Source organism: Filimonas lacunae (genome assembly GCF_002355595.1).
Taxonomy (GTDB): domain Bacteria; phylum Bacteroidota; class Bacteroidia; order Chitinophagales; family Chitinophagaceae; genus Filimonas; species Filimonas lacunae.
Genome location: NZ_AP017422.1, coordinates 947,259 through 968,934, shown reverse-complemented (window position 1 = coordinate 968,934; position 21,676 = coordinate 947,259). Strand labels below are relative to the sequence as shown.

The following is a 21,676-nucleotide window of genomic DNA, read 5'->3' as shown; positions in this document are numbered from 1 at the left end:
TTTATCTACCTGTTTATTGTAATGAAATTCACGTACTTATCTTTTCCATCCACTACCACAATGTAGTAGTAGGTTCCATCCGGCACTATATCACCTATACGTGGTCCCTGGTTGCTTCTGCCATCCCAGTTATTGCGGTAGTCTGTATTCTTATATATCAGGTTACCCCAACGGTTATACATTTCCAGTGAAATACGACTCGATCCAACATTTCCAATAACAAAGTAGTCGTTGATACCATCGTTATTAGGCGAGAATCCTTGTGGTATTTTCACCGGTATACCTTTTAATGTAACTGGTGTAACATTCTCTTCACCTGGTGTACCATTTCCATCCGGATCAGGATCAAGGCCATTGGTAGAAATATCCGACACTGTACCTACAGCACTGATGGCATTAGCTACAGCCGAGTTATTATAGGTATTCTCAGTAGTAGCCGGCAACAATACATTTACACTGAATGTGATGGTATCGGCAGCGTTAGCAGCCACCGTACTACCTGCTTTCAGCAACAAGGTATTGTTTCGGCCATCGAAGGCATCATTGGCAATCAAACCACCGGTTGCCGTAATCACATTACGCATGGTAAATGAAGTTACATTGGCAAATGTGGTGGTAAGCCTGTCTATCACCTGTACACTGCTCAGCGCCACATTACCGTAGTTTTTAACCGTGAGCTTATAAGTAACCGTATAGCTTCCATCCAGTTCCTGTTTGGTTTCGGTCACTGCTTTGGCCAGGCCTAACAATGGTATTGGACGCACCGTAATAGAAACACCGGCTGTATCGCACATACTTGGACTACCATTGTCACACACACGGTAGCTGAAGGTATCTGTTCCACTATAACCATTGGCAGGCGTATAGGTAAACGTTCCATTGGCGTTCAGTAACAGAGTACCATGCAGTGGCTGCAAAATCAGCGAAGCCGTTAACGCAGTGCCTTCCGGATCACGATCATTGGTAATTACATTATTATTCAGTACCCCATTTTGGGTCACAGTGTAACTATCATCAGTGGCTACCGGTGCCTGGTTCACTCTGGCTACCACAGTAATGGTAACCAAACCGGTATCGCATAATGATGGTGTGGCGTTATCACACGCATTATATACAAAGCTTATTGTACCAGCAAAGCCATTAGCAGGAATATATACAAACGATCCATCTGCATTCAATGTCAGCTGACCACTTGACGGCGGTGTTACCAACGTTACTTTCAGCGGATCATTGTCGGCATCCGTATCATTCACCAGCACACCATTAATGGCCGTAACACGCAGCGTATCGTTCTGGCGAACAGAATAGGCATCCGCATTTGCTGCCGGCGCATCATTTACCGGTTTCACAATAATCACCAGTTGTGCGGTAGCGCACAGGGAAGTGGCATCACATACCTGGTAGGTATAGGTAGCAGTTCCATTGTAGTTAGCCGCAGGAGTATATACGAAGTTGCCATCAGAAGTAAGATCCAGTATGCCTTTTGCATCTATAGAATGCTGCGGCGTTACTATTAAAGTAGTAGTTCCGTCCGGATCATAATCGTTGGCGGTAACAGAAGCTGTGCTGGTATACACTACATCTTCATTAATGGTAACTGTATCGTTAACAGCTACCGGCGCATCATTTTGTGGTGTAATATGGAAGGTAACTGTTACTATTCCTGAACAGGCATTAGCGTCACAAGCCTGATAGCTGAACGAATCGATACCGTAGGCATTGGGTAATGGAACATAGGTGAATGAACCATCCAGGTTCAGCGTCACTTTACCCCTGGCAGCTGTCACCAGTTTGCTCACAATGGCGTCGCCATCAGCATCCGTATCATTTTTGAGAACACCGTTAGCAGCCGTAACTACCAGCACGCTGTCTTCCGATACGGTATAAGTATCACCATTAGCCACCGGTGTATCATTCACGCTGGCTACATTAATAGTGACCTGTGCTGCCGATTCGCCACCTTTGCCATCTTTTACAAGATAGGTAAACTGATCAGCACCATTGTAATTACTATCCGGTGTATATACCAATCCTCCGTTGTCATTTAATACCAGCGTACCATGCGCAGGAGCCGTTTGTACCGCCACAGTTAAAGTATCACCATCCACATCTGTATCGTTAGCCAGTACTCCAGGCGCAGCTACCGTTAAGGCAACATCTTCCTGGGTGGTATAACTATCCGCAACAGCTACCGGTGCATCATTCACCGCAGTAATATTGAGCGTAACAGTTACTGGTGCGCTACACAAAGAAGGCGTACCGTTATCACAGGCCTGATAAGTAAACTGATCAATGCCGTTGAAATTAGCGTTTGGCGTATAAGTAAATGAACCATCCGGCAACAGGTGCAGGGTGCCATTGGCTGTAGTGGTAAGCACTGCAACAATAGACTCATTATCTGCATCCGTATCATTCGCTAACACACCTGAAGCAACAGGAACAACCAATTGCCCATCCTCTGTAACAGTATAAGCATCTGCTACCGCTACTGGTGCATCATTTATTGAATTCACCGTAATAGTTACTACCGCCTCATCACATAAGCCACCAGCATCACATACACGGTAGGTAAATTCATCTATACCATTATAATTGGCCTGTGGTGTATAAGTATATGTACCGTTGCTGTTCAGCACCAGTGTGCCATGCAGCACATTGTTTATTACTGAAACACTTAAAGCAGCCGGGGCGTCGTCTACGTCCACATCATTCGTTAACACATTTCCATTAAGTGTATTATCCTCATCTACATTAGCCACATCGTTCACCGCAACAGGTGCATCATTTACAGCGCTCACTGTAATCACTACCGTTACCGGCTCACTAACAGCACCGTTTGCATCCCTGGCCACATACGTAAACCTGTCTGTGCCATTATAATTGACATCCGGTGTATAGGTAAATGAACCATTTGCCAGTAAGGTTAACCGTCCGTGGCTGGCTCCTGTTACCAGGGAAGCCGCCAGGGCTGGCACACCCGGCTCGTTAGGATCAGTATCGTTACCCAGCACACCAGGCGCATCTACTGAAAGTGCTCCATCCTCTGCAATGGTATAAGTATCGGCCACAGCTACCGGTGGTTGGTTAGGCGTGCCTACTGCAATGGTTACAGCAACCGGCGTACAGGAAGCGCACAGGCGGTAACTAAAGCTGGCCGGGCCATTATAGCCTGTTGCAGGCACAAATACGAAAGAACCATCCGCATTGAATGTAAGCGTTCCGGCTTCAGGTGCCACTGTGGTTACCAGTTCGGCACTCAGCGGACTGTCAACATCCACATCATTAAACAGCACACCAGGTGCCGCTACTGTTAATGTACTGTCGGTAGCTACATAGTAGAAATCGTTGGCCGCCACCGGCGCATCATCTACCGGCGTAATAGTAAAGGTAACTACCGCCGTATCTCTTCCACCATGGTTATCATCTGCCGCATAAGAGAAGATATCGCTACCATTATAATTGGCATCCGGTGTATAACTAAAGGTTCCATCCGCATTGAGCGTAATAATGCCATGTGATGGTGGCGCTACCAGTATAGTATATAAGGTATCACCATCCGGATCGGTATCGTTCACCAGCACACTGGCTGCATTAGATAATGTTTCATCTTCTGCCAGCGTATAGGTATCGTTCACTGCCACAGGTTTGTTATTTACCCCTGTAACATTCATGGTAACCGTTCCTGTTGCCACACCACCTGCACCATCATTCAACTGATAAGTAAAGCTATCTATGCCACTAAAATACATGGCAGGTGTATAAGTAAAGCTGCCATTGGCATTCAGCACCACGGTACCGCCTTTGGCTGTAGCTTTCGTTTCCGCAGTTACGCTTAACACGTCGGCAGCCCCTGAACCAGCAACAATATCCGGATCGGTATCATTAAACAACACCCCATTACCCGTAGAGGTATAAGGTGTATTTTCCATAGTAGTATAACTATCTGCATTAGCCACCGGACTATCGTTCACCGCAGTTACAGTAATAGTAACTAAACCAGTATCACTGCCGCCCTTGCCATCATGCACCAGGTAAGTAAAGGTATCTGTTCCATTATAATTGGCACCAGGCTGATAAGTGAACGTTCCATCACTATTAAATGCAAGGCTACCATGAGCAGGTCCTGACAATACAGAAGCCGTTAAAGTATCGCCGTCTTTATCAGTATCGTTGACCAATACACTGGTAGTAGCCATTAACTGTATATCTTCTGCAACCGTATAGCTATCGTCAGCTGCCAACGGCATATCATTCACGGCACTTACAGTAAAGTAGATCACTCCCCTCACCTGCGCTCCGCTGCCGTCTGTTACAAAATACACTACACTATCTGCACCACTGTAATCAGCAGCCGGCGTGTAGGTATAAGTGCCGTTTGTATTTTTCACAAACGAACCATGCGCAGGCTGTTGCACCGAAGCAATGTATAACGAATCGCCGTCACTATCCTGGTCGTTAAATGTAATCTGCTGCTCGGTCAGTGTCAGTGCTTCATCTTCATTCACGGTATAAGAAACCGGCGTCGTTACCGGCTCGTCGTTAGCCGCCAAGACTGTAAGCTTAACCGTTCCCGAAACGCAGGATCCCGAAGCATCACATGCTTTGTATACAAAACTGTCTACACCATTGTAGTTAGCATAAGGAGTATAGGTAAAGCTACCATCGGAATTCAGCACCACGGTGCCATTAGATGGTGGCGTTACCAGTGATGCTGTCAGTGTTTCTCCATCCGCATCTGTATCATTGACCAACACACCATTTGCAGCAGTAGTGATAAATGGCACATCTTCCTGCACATTACCATATACATCTGCCCCTACCACCGGTGCATCGTTTACAGCATTCACCGTAATAATCACCAGCGCCACATCACAGGTATTGATAGCACTGCAAATCTGGTAACCAATCGAATCTTTTCCATTAAAGTTTGGAGCTGGGATATATAATAATGATCCATCATCCCCTATGGTTACTGTTCCATGTGCAGGTGGCACCACGGTGTTAACAGTGAGTGTATCATTTGCATTCACGCCTGCATAAACATCGTTAGCCATTACACCCGGAGCTGCCACCCGTAAGGTATCATCTTCATTCACCGTGTAAGTGTCAGGCATAGCCACCGGACGACTATTAGGCGGCACAATTTTCACACGAACTGTAATTACATCGCTGCACAAAGCAGGCGTTCTGTTATCACAGGCTTTATAGGTAAAGCTATCCACACCGGTATATCCATCAGCCGGGGTATAGGTAAAGTTGCCATTGCCGTTCAGCACCAGCGTACCCTGTGCCGGCATTGTTACCACGGTTGCGGTAAGCGTATCCATATCGGCATCACTGTCATTACTTAATACATTACCACTTACAGGGGTATCCTGTATGGTAGCAATGCTATCTGCCTGTGCTACCGGCGCCCTGTTTCCAGGAGCCTGCACGGTAATACTGATCAGCTTGCTATCGCATAATTGCGGCGATGCCGTATCACAGGCCTGGTAGGTAAAGGTTTCCGTACCACTAAAGCCTGTTGTTGGCGTATAGGTAAATGCACCATCTGCATTAAACGTAATAGTTCCGTTCAATGGCTGCGTTACCAGCGAAGCAGTTAACGGATCGCCGTCTGCATCGCTATCGTTGGCCAACACATTGCCACTCACCGGTGTATTATAGGCAGTAGTATATACATCGCTTACCACAGTAGGCCTGTCATTTACAGAACGCACCACCACTCTCACCACAGCATCGGCAAAAGCACCGCTTTGATCGTATACGCGGTATACAAAGCTATCCACGCCATTGTAATTGGTATTTGGGGTATACACATAGGCATTATTACCACCAGAACTGATAGTGCCATGCGCCGGCGCTCCCTGTATTACCAGGGTTAAAGCATCGCCATCAGGATCACTGTCGTTCTGCATCAATTGCTGGGCAGTAATATTCAGCGGAACATCTTCATCTGTTGTCAACGTATCGTTTACGGCCACCGGTGCATCATTCACAGGTAAAACTGTTACACGCACGTAGGCGGTATCACAAAGTCCTCCCGGATCGCACACCTTATACTGGATGCTATCCACACCTGTAAAGTTTGGATCAGGAGTATAGGTTAAGGTGCCATCCGCATTGGTAACCAGCGTACCATGCGCCAATGTTCCAATACGTTGTGGTGTAAGCACATCGCCATCCACATCATAATCATTCACCAGCACAGTGTCCGGACGGAATGTAACCGGCATATCCTCCATTACCGTGAAATTGTCATCCACCGCCACCGGTGCGTCGTTGACTGCAGTAATGTTTATCAGCGCTGTAGCATTAGAGCAGGCTCCTGATGCATCGCATACACGGTATACAAAACTATCCACACCATTATAATTAGCCTCTGGCGTATAACGGAAACCGCCATCAGGTTGCAGGGTTACGCTGCCATGCACCGTACCCGTTACCAGGGTCACCGTCATCTGATCGCCATCTGCATCCGTGTCATTGGCTATAACGCCCGGAGCAGGTACCACCAGGGTGGTATCTTCCGAAACCGTATAACTATCGCCTGCGCCTACCGGAGCATCATTCACTGCATTTACAGTAACATAGATAGTTCCGGTTGAGCACGATGGCGGATTACCGTTATCACATACAGTATAGGTAAACTGGTCTGCTCCCGCATAGTTCGCAGCGGGTGTGTAGGTATAGCTACCGTCTGGATTTTGCACCAGGGTACCATGTAACGGCTGTCCGTTAATTACCACGCTCAGCGAATCACCATCAGCATCAACCGGGCTGCTTAATATATCCGACTGATTAATAGGACGCGGAGTATCTTCTGTGGCAGTAAGATTAATATTACCTGCCTGCGGAGCATCTGCAACGGCTGCAACAGAAAGCACTACCGTACCAGTTGCACATAAACCTCCCGGATCGCAAACACTGTAGGTAAAGCTGTCTATGCCATTATAGTCCGGGTTACCGGTATAGGTAAAACTACCGTCAGGATTTAACGTTAATGAACCATGCAGCGGCCCTGTAGCAACTGAGGCTACCAGTAAATCGCCATCCGCATCTTTATCATTCAACAGCACACCTGGCGCTGTAATCTGTAATGGTGCGTCTTCCATTCCATTATAAGCATCATTTACAGCAACCGGCTTGTCAGGCTGTGGCGCTATAGTAATAGAAACCGAACCTACCGTGCAAGCCTGTGACGCATCACAAACACGATAAGTGAAGTTATCTGTACCGTTATAATCAGCATCAGGAGTATATACAAAACTACCATCTGCATTCATCACAAGCGTACCATGTGCCGGCTGGCTGGCTATAGCAGCAGTAAGCGCATCCCCATCTGCATCAGTATCGTTGGCCAGCACTCCATTCGCCGCCGAAACATTTAATACTGCATCCTCATTCACGTTATACGGCCCATCATTTACGGCGGCCGGAGCATCATTTGCCGCTGTTACTGTTAAAGCTACTACTACGGTATCTGACGCACCCGTTGCATCCAGTACCCTATAGGTAAACGAATCTAATCCGTTGTAATCAGCAACCGGTGTATAAGTGAACGAGCCGTCGTTGTTCAACACCACCGATCCGTGAACAGTGTTGGTTACCAAAGCTGACCAGATAGACTCTCCATCAGGATCGGAATCGTTACCCATAACACCCGGCGCTGCCACTGTTAATACAGAGTCTTCCGTTACAACATAACTATCAGCTACTCCTACAGGCGCATCGTTTACAGGCGTTACCGTAATATTCACGGTACCATTGCTACAGTATTGCGGTGTGCCATTATCACAAACAGTATAGGTAAAGAAGTCTGCACCATTATAGTTGGCATCCGGTGTATAGGTAAAGGTGCCATCCGGATTTTGCACTACCGTTCCATGCGCAGGCGCAGCAGCCAGCGTGGCCGTTAACACCTGGCCCTGATCGGCATCTGTATCATTGGCGAGTACATTAATGATTACGGAGCCGTCTTCCGCCACTGTAGCGGTATCACTTACCGCCACCGGAGCATCATTTACATCGCCTATCACAAATTTCACCGTCACATCTGCCGAGCAGGCGCCTGAAAGATCGCAAGCCCTGTAACTAAAGCTATCTATCCCTGTAGCATTCGATTGAGGTGTATATATAAATGAGCCGTCTGCATTTAACTGAAGTGTGCCTTTAGATGGCTGACTTACCAGCGACACAATAGCCTCACCGTCTGCATCATAGTCATTGGCAAGTACTCCTGCCGAAGCATCTACGCGCAGAGTGCTATCCTCTGTCACCTGGTAGGTGTCGGGATTAGCTACCGGTGCATCATTTACAGCTATAACCGTTATAATTAAGCGGCCTTGTGTACATAATCCACCGGTATCACACAACTGATAAGCATATTCAGCTATACCATTAAAATCAGGCGCAGGTGTAAAGGTATAATTACCATCAGCCGCCATTACCAGTGTCCCCCTTCCGTCGGTAGTGGTGCCAGGTGTTACTGCTAATCCAAAAGTACCCTCCGCATCGGTGTCGTTTGCCATCACAGAAACGGTACTGTTATATGTAACATCCTCTACAGCAGTAACACTATCTGTTACTGCTACCGGCGCATCATTTACCGTTACAAAACTGAATCGAACCGTTACCGGATCAGAACAGAGGTTTACATCGCAGGCCTGATAGCTGAACGAATCCACTCCGTTGGCATTAGGTTGCGGTATATATATAAAGGACCCATCAGAACGTAATGTTATGCTGCCTTTTGATGGCTGGGTTAATATAGCCACTATCACTCCACCATCCACAGAGATATCATTTTTAAGTACGCCATTAGCGGCACCCACCGTAAGGGTGCTATCTTCTGTTACATCATATGTATCCGGATTGGCTATAGGCTTATCATTTTCAGCGGTTACTGTAATAGAAACCAGGCCGGTATCCACACCACCATTACCATCACTGATAGTATAGCTGAACTGATCAAATCCATTGTAATTAGCGTTTGGTGTATATACAAAACTGCCATCCGCATTCAGGGTGAGTGAACCATGTGAAGGACCTGTTTGTACAGACGGAGTTAACACATCGCCATCCGCATCTGTATCATTAGCCAGTACACCTGGCGCAGCCACTACCAGCGCTGTATCTTCTGCTGTAGTGTAACTGTCGTTTCCAGCTACCGGAGCATCATTCACGTTACCAACATTCAATATCACTATTACAGGTGCGCTGCACTGGGCAGGCGTACCATGATCACAGGCCTGGTAACTGAAACTATCCACACCAGCGAAACTGGCATTAGGAGTATAAGTGAACGACCCGTCCGGCTGTAAATTCAGTGTTCCATGAGCTGCAGTTACCAATACTGCTACCACAGGATCACCATCCACATCTGTATCATTAGCCAGCACACCTGTAGCCGCAGGCACAACCAGTTGCACATCTTCTGTTACGCTATAAGAATCCGGAGCAGCCACTGGCGCATCATTCACAGCTGTTATGCTGATAGAAGCTACAGCATTGGAACAAGCCCCCGCAGCATCACATACGCTATAGGTAAACGCATCAGCGCCGTTGTAATTAGCATTTGGATTATAGGTAAAGCTACCGTTGGCGTTCAACACCATAGTACCGTGCGCAGGAGCCTGTACTAAAGTATAAGTCAATGCAGCTGGTACATCATCCACATCTGTATCGTTGCTACCTACATTACCGGTTAATTGGGTATCCTCATCTATGGTATAGCTGTCGTTGTTAGCAACCGGTTTATCATTTACAGCGGTTACGGTAATAGTTACCGTAGCATCGCTGCTGTCGCCATTGGCATCTTTGGCACGATAAGTAAAGTTATCCGTACCGTTAAAATCCTGGGCAGGTACATAGTAGAACGAACCATCCCCGTTCAGCTGTAAAGTGCCATGCGACACATTGGTTACCAGTCTGGCTGACAATGTTGGCGTACCTGTTTCGTCCGGATCTGTATCATTACCTAATACGCCCGGTGCATTCACCGTAAGCGCGTTATCTTCTGCAGTAGTATATGAATCGGCGTTGGCTACAGGTGGCCTGTTGCTGGTTCCTACATTCAATGTAACCGTAGCAGGTGTACAAGTGCTGCACAGGCGGTAACTGAACGTTACCGTACCCACAAAGCCGGTTGGCGTTACATATACAAAGCTGCCATCGGAATTAAAGGTTAACCCGGTTGATGGACCGCTCACCAGCTCGGCGCTCAGCGGACTATCCACATCCACATCATTCTGCAATACTCCTGGAGCTGCAATGCTCAGGGTACCATTGGTTGCAATGTAATAATTATCGTTATTGGCTACCGGCGGGTCATCTACGGCAGTAACGGTAAGTGTTACCGTACCGGTATCCTTTCCACCCTTACCATCACTTACGGTATAGGTGAAGCTATCGCCACCATTATAATTGGCATTAGGAGAATAGGTGAATGTACCATCGGCATTAATGGTTACCGTTCCATGCAATGGATTATCCAGCAATGCTGCGGTTAAAGCATCTCCATCCACATCTGTGTCATTTGCCAGCAGGCCATTGGCCGGCGTGGTGGTTAACGGAGTGTCTTCTGCCAGCGTATAGCTATCGTTTGTGGCTACCGGCGCATCATTTACAGCCTGCACCGTCATAATAACGGTACCCTGTGCCTGTCCGCCTTTACCATCATTTACCGTATAACTGAAGCTGTCTATGCCATTATAATTAGCCGCCGGCGTATAAGTAAAGGAACCATTGGCATTTATCTGCACGGTACCGCCTTTGGCAGTGGCTTTGGTTTCAGCAGTTACGGTAAGCACATCCTGCTGACCTGGTGCATTGGTGCTGATATCCGGATCAGTGTCGTTAAACAACACTCCCGGAGCAGCTGCTGTAAATGGCACATCTTCATTGGTGGTATAACTGTCATTAGTGGCAACCGGGTTGTCATTCACCGGTGCTACCACCAATACCACTGTACCTGTATCTGTGCCACCTTTTCCATCACTTACTATATAGGTAAGACTATCTGTTCCGTTAAAGTTGGACGATGGTGTGTATGTAAATGTTCCATCGTTGTTAAAGGTTACCGAGCCATGTAATGGCGCAGCCAATAAATTAGCCTGTAAGGCATCACCATCCACATCTGTATCATTAGCCAGCACATTCACTGTTGCAGTAAATGGCTGATCTTCTGTAACCTGGTATTGATCGTTTACAGCCACCGGCGCATCATTTACCGGGTTTACAGTCAACTGAACCGTTCCGGTTGCTACTCCCCCATGACCATCACTTACCGTATAAGTAAAGCTATCTACGCCATTATAGTTTGCAGCCGGCGTATAAGTATAAGTACCATTACCATTTTGAACCAGCGTGCCATGTGCCGGTTGAGTTACTGCTGTAACCGTCAACGCATCACCATCGGCATCCCTGTCGTTAAATATCAGCTGTTGCTGTGTTAATACCAGCTGCTGATCTTCATTCACTGAGTAGTTAACGGGTAAAGTAACCGGTGCATCATTTACATTAGCAATGGTAAAGGTAACCGTACCCTGAGCGCAGGCACCCGATACATCGCAGGCTTTGTAAATAAAGCTATCCAGCCCGTTGTAATCTGCTACCGGAGTATACGTAAAGCTGCCATCAGCATTCAGTGTCAGTGATCCATGAAGCGGACCGGTAACAACAGATGCATTTAGCACATCGCCATCTTTATCTGTATCATTCGCTAATACACCATTGGCCGCAGTTACGGTATAGGTGGCATCTTCCTGTAAATTATTGTAGCTGTCGTTTACCGCTACAGGCACATCATTTACTGACGTAACAGAAATAATTACCAGGCCTGTATCGCAACTATTATCCGGGTCACATACGCGGTAAGCAATAGTATCTATGCCATTATAATCGGCATTAGGCGTGTAAGTAAAGCTGCCATTGGCATTTATAGTAGCTGTGCCATGCAGCGGGTTACGCACCAAAGAAGCTGTCAGGGTATTCTGTGCATTATCCGGATCACTGTCGTTAAACAGTACGCCCGGGGCAGCAACGGTCAACACGGCATCTTCATTCACCGTATACCTGTCTGTCACAGCAGATGGTTTATCATTTACCGGAGTTACCGGTATACGAACGGTACCTATGCTACAAAGTGAAGGGGAACCATTATCACATACCCTGTAGGTAAAGCTGTCTACTCCGTTGAAATTAGGAGCAGGCGTATAAGTAAAGCTGCCATCCCCATTTTGCACCAACGTACCGTTAGCTGGCTGTGAGCCTATACTTATGGTTAAAGCATCTCCTTCCGGATCGGAATCATTAACCAGAAGGGTAGCTGCCGGAATATTCACCGCAACATCTTCCAATGTAGCCGGTAATACATCATTACCAGCCACCGGTGCATCGTTCACCGCGGCTATTGTAATGATAGCTGTTCCAATGCTACATGCATTGGATGCATCACAAACTTTATAAGTGAAGGTGTCAGTACCATTGTAATTAGCCGCAGGCACATAGGTAAACGAGCCATTGGCATTTACCGTTAATGTACCATGTAAAGGCTGGGTATTTACAGAAGCGGAAATAGGATCGTTTTCAGGATCTGATGCATTAAATAATAAACCAGGCGCTGCTACATTCAGGGTAATATCCTCTGTGCCGGAATAAGTAACAGTTCCCGCAATTACCGGAGGATCATTTACCGGGGTTACAGTTATCACCACTGTGCCGGTAGCCGAGCAGGCACCGCTGCCATCACAAGTCCTGTAATCGAAGCTGTCTTTGCCATTAAAATTGAGCGATGGAGTATAGCTAAAGCTACCATTGGCGTGTAGGGTTAATGTTCCATTAGCAGGCATTCTTACCACCGATGCGGTAATGGCATCTCCATCCACATCGCTATCGTTTGTCAGCACACCTGGTGCAGCAATATCCAAACGGGTATCTTCAGCAGTAGTATAACTATCATTAGCAGCTACCGGCGCATCGTTCACTGCTGTTACAGTTAATATCACGGTAGCAGTGCTGCATAAACCTCCTGCATCACAAGCACGGTAAGTAAAGCTGTCGGTGCCATTGTAATTGGCTGCCGGTGTATATACAAAGCTGCCATTGGCATTCACCGTTACAGCTCCATGCACGGGTTGGGCCGACAGGGAAGCTGTGAATGCATCGCCATCTACGTCGTAATCGTTGAATAATAAACCAGGCGCTGCTATAGTTAATACAGAATCTTCTGCCACTGTATAAGCATCTCTCCTTGCAACCGGAGCATCATTCACAGCCGTTACATTGAATTTAACGGTTCCGGTGGCACAGGCGTTAGAAGGATCGCATACACGATAGGTAAAGCTGTCTACACCATTGTAATCAGCTGCCGGGGTATAACTAAAGCTACCATCAGCATTCATGGTTACCGATCCATGCGCCGCCTGTATTAACAGGGAAGCGGTAAGACGATCTCCATCCACATCCGTATCGTTACTGAGCACACCATTGGCTGCACTCACGTTCAGCGTCACATCTTCCGTTGCGGTATAATTATCAGCCACTGCTACCGGCGCATCATTTACCGGGCTTACGGTAACAGATGCGGTTGCCTGTGTACAGGCTCCGGATGGATCGCAAAGCTGGTAAGTAAATACATCCGAACCATTATAGTTGGCGTTAGGTGTATACGTGAACGAGCCATCGGCATTCACCACCACTGTACCATGTTGCGCCTGTGTAACCAGCGCAGCAGTTAGAGCATCACCGTCCACATCCGATCCGTTAGACACCAATCCCGGAGCGGCAATAGTCAACACCTGGTCTTCCGTAGCGGAGTAAGATGCATTGGAAACTACCGGCGCATCGTTTACGGCACTCACGATTAAGTATACCTTTCCGGTGGCACAGGCATTAGAGGCATCGCACACACTGTAGGTAAAGCTGTCTAAACCATTATAATTAGCATTAGGCGTATACAGGAAGCTGCCATTAGACTGCAGCGTAACCGTTCCTTTAGCAGCATTGGTAACAATGGCGGCAGTTAAGGCATCGCCGTCCACATCCGTATCATTACTTAATACACCTGGCGCCGCAATACTTAACGCCTGATCTTCCGGCGTAGTATAATTATCGTTTGCTGCTACCGGCGCATCATTTACCGGATTAACGGTAACAGATACCGTTGCGGTATCACATAATTGTGGCGATCCGCCATCACAGGCCCTGTATCTGAACTGATCTGTTCCATTGAAATTAGCAGCAGGCGTATAGGTAAAGCTGCCATCTGTGTTTAACACCAGCGTACCATGGGCAGGTGCAGTAACCACAGATGCACTCAGCACATCGCCATCTACATCGGTATCATTTAATAACACACCTCTGGCTGCTACGGTAAGCACCTGGTCTTCATTCACAGTATAAGCATCGCTTTGAGCAACCGGTTTGTCATTCACCGATGTTACAGTAAAGGTAACGGTAACAGGAGAAGAGCATGCACCGGTAGGATCACACGCTTTATAACTGAACTGGTCTGTGCCATTGAAATTAGCCGCAGGCGTATAGGTAAACGTTCCATTGGAGTTTAATACCAGGGTTCCATTACTTACGTTACTCACCAACGTAGCACTTAACACATCGCCATCTGCATCGGTATCATTGCTTAATACACCGGTGCCGGTGGTAGTAAGGCTACCATCTTCGGCAAGCGTATAACTATCCGCCGTTGCCACAGGAGTGCGGTTGCCATTCGCCACATTGAGTATTACCGTGGCTGTAGCACAGGCATTGGAGGCATCGCAGGCACGATAGATAAAGCTGTCCAGCCCACTGAAGCCTGTTGCAGGGGTATAAGTAAACGATCCATTACCATTTAAGGTAAGTGTACCTCTGGTAACAGTGGTTACAAGGGAAGCCACCAGCTGATCGCCATCCGCATCAGTGTCATTGGCCAATACACCAGGTGCATTTACTGTAAAGCTTGCATTACCGGTAAGGTTCACCTGGTCATTTACAGCAACCGGTGCATCGTTCACCGGGGTAACCGTAATAGCTACTGATGCCGGAGCCGAAGCTGTGCCCAGGTTATCCTGTACAGTATACGTAAAGTTATCCGCGCCATTATAATTGGCCGCAGGAGTATAAGTTATTGTTCCATTGCCGTTCACTACAGCCGTGCCATGTGCAGGGCCGGCAACAATGGTAACAGAAGAAGTATTTAAAGTGCCGTCAGCATCAGAATCATTCGCCAGCACAGCAATAGTAGCCGCCACATCTTCATTGGTGGTTACCGCATCATTCTGTGCAACCGGTGCGTTGTTTACTTTTATCAACACATCATCAGTGCTCGCCGCACAAGGGAGATTGGTAATGGTCCAGCGGAATGTATATGTTCCAGGAACCAGGTTGTTCACCACTGTGTTGAACTGGGCATCGTTGACAAAGCTGGCAGTATTGGGGCCAGATACCTGTGTCCACTTACCTGTACCGGTAGTTGGACTATTGGCTGCCAGGGTGGCGCTGGTAATATTAGCCGGTCCCTGGTCGGGGCCTGCATTGGCTCCTGTTGCAGCACCATTCACAGTGATCTGCAGCACATTACTGATAGCATCAGCACACGTGCCGGAGCTAACCCGTCTGCGGTAATAAATAGTTTGTGTTAAGTTACCCGGCGTATAATTCTGTGCATTGCTGCTACCAGCAGCAGTGGTAAAGTTACTTACCCCATCTGCACTGCTTTCCCATACATAAGTATACGCTCCGGTTCCATTAGCCGGCGTAGAGCCGGTTAATGCCGCAGGCGCAGTACCGGAACAAATGGTTTGGCCGGCGGCAATAGTGTTGTTAGAGATAGCAGGCGTAACGGTAACGGTTAAGGTGTTGCTGTTTACAGCAGAACAGGTACCGGAAGTTACTACCCTCCGGTAATAAGTGGTTTGGGACACTGCCGGTGCATCGTAGGTAGCAGCTGTAGCTCCGGATATAGCACTAAAGCTGGAGTTATCTGTTGACACCTGCCATTGGTAGGTATATGCGCCTGTGCCACCCGTAGGCGCTGTTTGTGTAAAGACAGCAGGATCGCCACTGGCGCAGAATGTTTGGTTTGCGCTGACAGAACCTGCCGTAAGTGCCGGGTTAATAGTAACCATAATTACATTACTGATGGCATCGGCACAATTACCGGAGCTTAACACTCTTCTATACCAGGTGGTTTGTGTAATAGCCGGCGCATCGTAAGTAGCAGCTGTAGCACCTGATATATTAGAGAATCCGGCACTGGCACTGGTTACTGAGCTTTGCCACTGGGTAGTATACGTTCCCGTACCACCCGTGGCTGCCGATAACTGTGTAAATGCAGCAGGATCTCCACTCACACAAAATGACTGATCGCTACCTATTGAGCCTGCAGTTAATGCCGGATTAATAGTTATAGAAATAACGTTGCTGACAGACGCCGACGTACAAGCCCCTGAGGTAACGGAGCGACGGTAATAAGTAGTTACCGTGGTACTTGGCGGATCGTAGCTGCTAGCTGTTGCGCCACTAATGTCTGTAAAAGTGCTATTATCAGTAGATGATTGCCACTGATAGGCATAAGTTCCACTGCCGCCTGTTGGTGTGCTGCCTGTGATCACTGCTGCATCGCCGCTGGCACAGAAAGTGGTAGTGGCCGGTGCAGTAATGCTATTGCCCGCTATGGCAGGTTGTATAGTAATAGTGACCGCATTGCTGTATAGCATTGTGCTACATATCCCTGAAGCTACTCCTCTGCGATAATAAGTAGTACTGGAAATAGCAGGCGGATCATAACTGGCAGCTGTTGCCCCGCTGATATCAGTGAAAGTAGTGCCATCGGCAGAACTTTGCCATTGATAAGTATACGTACCCGTGCCACCCGTAGGTGTGGCTCCTGAAATAACAGCTGCGTCTCCACTGGTACAAAACGTAGTAACAGTGGGTGCAGTAATGGTGTTGCCTGCCAATGCAGCCAGTACAGTAATCTGCACATCACTCGTACTGACAGCACAATTGCCATTGGATATGGTCCAGCGGAACACATAGGTTCCGGTTGTTAAACCAGTAACCGATGTGCCCGGTGTGGCTGCATTCGCAAACACAGGCGTTCCCGGACCACTGACTTTACTCCACGCGCCTGTTCCTACAGCAGGTGTATTACCTGCCAGTGTAGTGCTGGTTGCTGCACATAATGTTTGTGCTGCACCTGCATTAGCAGTTGTAGGAAAAGCATATATCTGTGTAGAGGTATTAATAATATTATTACAGCCAACACCCGATGGCAAAGCATCACACTCCGACTGTGGATCGGTGGGCGCTGCGGCATCCGGATTAGTAGCATCAGGATCAGTTACATCAGCCGGACGCATGATACTCGCTTTGGTAACCAGTGAACCGCCTGATGGTATGGTAGAAATAGTACCGGTTACCGTAAAGGTTACTATGGCACCATTATTCATATTTAAGCTGGCATTGTATGCAGTAGAAGTAGTAGTACCGCTGGATACGGTAGAAGTACCACTGGTAAAGGAGCTGGACACGGTTACGTTAGTAAATTCTGCCGGGAAAGTAAAGGCAAACTTAGCACCGGTAACTGCATCAGGACCATTATTTTTTACAGGGATAGTATACGTAATGGTAGTACCCTGGCAAGGCTGCGAAGCTGCATTACTGGTTACATTCACCACCTGCAAATCGGCTTCCCTTAATGTAATAGTAGCACTGGAAGTAGCAGGCGCGCTTAATACATAAGCCCATGTATCCAATCCACGCACATCGCCAAACTCAGTGGATCCGGCACCTGCCGTGCCCCACCTATGGCCGTTCACCGTACTGCTTAACCCATCGATGGTTGTTTTTAATGGATTGGAAGGAGTACCCACCGTGCTGATATTGGTATCATCCCAATACACCGTGTTATCTCCCGATCCCGATCCATTCGTTCGGGTAATAATAATACCATTCACATTTCGCTCCACATCCAGAAAGGGGAAATGAATTTCACCTCCAAACAGTATAGCCCGCATATTAATAGGCGTGCTGGTACTGACAGTGGCACCTGCCTTTACACCTTTCCCATTTAACCCATCCCAATAAACAGTATTGGTGCCTGCAACAGCAATACCCGTAAGCCTTCGGTCAACCGAATCGGAATACACACCATTGTTGTTTAAATCCAGATCAACGGCAAAGTTGCCTGCCTGATTAGCTGTAAAAGTAATATTACCACCAGCGGGGTTAGTACCTGCCGTATTAGGCGTTCCTTCTATACCAGCAAAGGATACAGCGGATGCAACAGGGCTTACTGGCGTAGTTAACAACCAGTCAGTTCCCAGCAGGGAAGCGGCGGTGGCCGGCAGGTCAGATGCCGGTGTATTAAAGAATATTTTTTGTGTAATATCTGTTTGCGTGTCTGCTGTACGTGGGTCTTTGGTAGCCAGGCTTGTTAAAGTGTTTACGCTTTTATAAGAAGGCGCGCCTGAAGAATTTTGAAAGCCCTTATTATTCGCAAAAAAGGAAAAGCCGTTACCAGCCTGTCCATTGTTATTTACAGTATATAAAAAACCATCTTTGGTTAATACGCGAAAGGTAGTGTTAAAGCCTATGTCATAAGCCCCGAGAATACCCGTAAAAACATTGGTAAACACACGCCCTGTAATAAACGCAGTGTTATTGCTGTTCCTTACTGAAACATCGAAAGCCGCTATATAATTGGAGTTGGTAGGCTGTGTCCAGTTGGCGTTGGCAGCAACCGTATTGGGCGATGTATTGGAAGTAGTGCTTGGGGCAACAAAATCGACTTCCCATATACCCGCTTCGGAAGCACCTACCGTAAATATAGCCGGCACCCATCCTCCCAAAACCAAAGGCCCCAGCAATTCCTGTGTACGGTTATTAATAACACCTGCTCCTAAACTTAACAAGCCACCATTACCGGTGGTATACGTATTACCATTAGGCGCCCGCAGGTTGATAGTACCATTACCCACGCCCTGCGCACTGGAACCTACATATATAGACTCTCCGGCTTTCACGTACACCTTCATGGTTCCCGCTGTGGGAAAGGGGTTGGTAGCACTAGCCATAGTAGTACTGTTCAGATACGCACGGTACCCGGAAGCTCCCGAAGGATACATGTCTTTACTACCCTCTGCTTTACCCCGCAGCGAGAAGAACAAACACACTACGCCCAGTAGTAGTGACTTTATATAATTATGGATATTGGATGTTTGATCATAAGGACAGCTAGCGGATAACATAATATAAGTTTACAGGTACGGCTCTTATGCTCAGCTGTCGGCTAATTCCAATCGTTACTAATGCCAATCGAATATTAAAAATAATAGTTAAAACGAAATAAACAAGAGAAAGCAAAAAATTTAATCGACAACAGATAATAATATACTATCATGTTTTACACTGCTAATAAACAGTATACTAAATTATATATGAGCAGAAAAAAAACTTTACTAAAAATGTTATGCAAAAGAGAATAACTAATTACGCGCTTTTAATAACAGATGTAACAACTGACTTACATAAGCCAGTTGCAACTCTTTGGAGAAGGGGTATGATGAGCTTTTCTCAACATTCAGTTTACGACATATGGCTTTGGCTTCATGCTCCTGCACATCAGTCAGTCTGTTCATTACTTTACGGCCGGTAAATAAATTCAGAGCCTGTAAACGCAGCAGTAAATTGTCCGGAAAAAAATGTTGCTCAAATCTGAACAAAAAGTCCTCTTCAGCTGTAGCTAGGGAAATATACCACCCATTTTGCCATTTTCCGGTTTCTAACATCTCATCTACGAATTTTCATCCGGCAAAGTTCATACACCTTGCGAGAACTTCACTAACACATTTCAAAGCATTACTAGCAAAATTCAAACACCAGCGGATAACAAGTGGACAATTTTGGATAAAGCGTCGCCAACGTATTTAAGTTCTTTTGCAGTGTGTGTGTTCTTACACTCAACACTTTGTAAATACCTCATTATGCTAAAAGGCTTTTTTAACGTACCCACCCCGGTAAATGAACCGGTTTTGCAATATGCACCCGGCAGTAAAGAAAGAGCATTGTTAACTGATGCGCTGGCGCAGGCACGTGCAACAGAAACAACCATCCCTATGTATATAGGTGCTGCAGAAGTTACTACCGATAAAAAGGTATCTATGCATCCCCCCCACGATCACAAACATTGCCTGGGCTATTACTACCAGGGTAATAAGCAGCACGTGCAGCAGGCTATTGATGCCGCATTGACCGCTAAAGAAAGCTGGGAAAACCTGGCATGGGAACAAAGAGCTGCTATCTTTTTAAAGGCGGCAGACTTAATAGCCGGTAAATACCGCTACCAGCTGAATGCCGCTACCATGCTTTGCCAAAGCAAGAACGCCTACCAGGCCGAGATTGATGCCGCTTGTGAGCTGATCGACTTCTTACGTTTTAACGTGAAGTATATGTCTGAAATATACAGCCAGCAGCCCCCTGTATCAGGCCCCGGCACCTGGAACCGTGTAGAACAAAGACCGCTGGAAGGATTTGTGTTTGCCTTAACTCCTTTCAACTTCACCGCTATTGCCGGCAACCTGCCTGCCTGTGTAGCTATGATGGGCAACGTAGTGGTATGGAAGCCAGCCAACACCCAGATCTACTCTGCAGCTTTGATCATGAAAATATTAAAAGAAGCGGGCTTACCCGATGGCGTTATTAACCTGGTATACGTTTCAGGTACGGATGCAGGTGACGTTATTTTCCAGCACCCCGACTTTGCCGGCATTCACTTTACCGGTTCCACCGGTGTGTTCCAGAATATCTGGCAAACCATTGGCAACAACATCAGCAAATACAAAACCTATCCACGCATTGTAGGCGAAACCGGTGGCAAGGACTTCATTCTTGTACACCCCAGTGCCGATATAAAGCTTACTAATACTGCGTTTGTAAGAGGTGCGTTTGAATACCAGGGTCAGAAATGCTCTGCTGCATCCAGGGGCTATGTACCTGCCAGCTTGTGGCCTGCCTTAAAAGAACTGTTGGTAGCCGATCTGGCCAGCCTGAAAATGGGCGGTGTAGAAGAGTATGGCAACTTCATTAATGCGGTGATCGATGAGAAATCATTTGATAAAATAGCCAGCTATATCAACAATGCTAAAAATGATGCCCAGGCAGAGATTATAGCAGGCGGCAACTATAGCAAAGAGAAAGGATACTTTATTGAGCCTACTGTTATTGTTACCACCAACCCGAATTATACCACTATGTGTGAAGAAATATTCGGACCTGTGTTAACCCTGTACATTTATAATGATGAAGAGTTTGATCACATTCTGAAAGTAGTGGACAGCACTTCGGGCTATGCATTAACCGGTGCTTTTATAGCACAGGACAGGTATGCCATTGACAAAGCTTCTCATGCTTTACGAAATGCTGCAGGCAACTTTTATATTAACGACAAGCCCACCGGCGCAGTAGTAGGACAACAGCCTTTTGGTGGTGCACGTGCATCGGGCACCAATGACAAAGCGGGCTCTATGATTAACCTGTTAAGATGGGTTTCGCCGCGAACTATCAAAGAAACTTTCAACGGAGCAACCAGTTACCATTATCCTTTCTTAGATAAATAAGCACAAAAAAGCCTGCCTGTACATCCTATACATGGCAGGCTTTTTATTGATAGTTG

At 47.0% G+C, this 21,676-nt stretch carries 3 protein-coding genes; 1 reads left to right on the top strand and 2 read right to left on the bottom strand.

Annotated elements, in window-relative coordinates:
* Positions 1-5: 5 nt before the first annotated feature.
* A complete protein-coding gene (locus FLA_RS04025) occupies positions 6-19,253 on the bottom strand; it encodes an Ig-like domain-containing protein (RefSeq protein ID WP_096510718.1) in 19,248 nt (6,415 codons plus the stop codon).
* Between the two features lie 237 nt (positions 19,254-19,490).
* Positions 19,491-19,643: a hypothetical protein gene (locus FLA_RS31355; protein WP_159445209.1), complete on the bottom strand. Its 153-nt coding sequence runs from the start codon at positions 19,641-19,643 to the stop codon at positions 19,491-19,493.
* Between the two features lie 345 nt (positions 19,644-19,988).
* On the opposite strand from FLA_RS31355, the gene pruA reads away from it, so the two are divergent.
* Positions 19,989-21,620 carry an L-glutamate gamma-semialdehyde dehydrogenase gene (gene pruA, locus FLA_RS04015; protein ID WP_076382937.1) on the top strand — a complete coding sequence of 544 codons (1,632 nt, stop codon included), beginning with the start codon at positions 19,989-19,991 and terminating at the stop codon, positions 21,618-21,620.
* Positions 21,621-21,676: the final 56 nt, after the last annotated feature.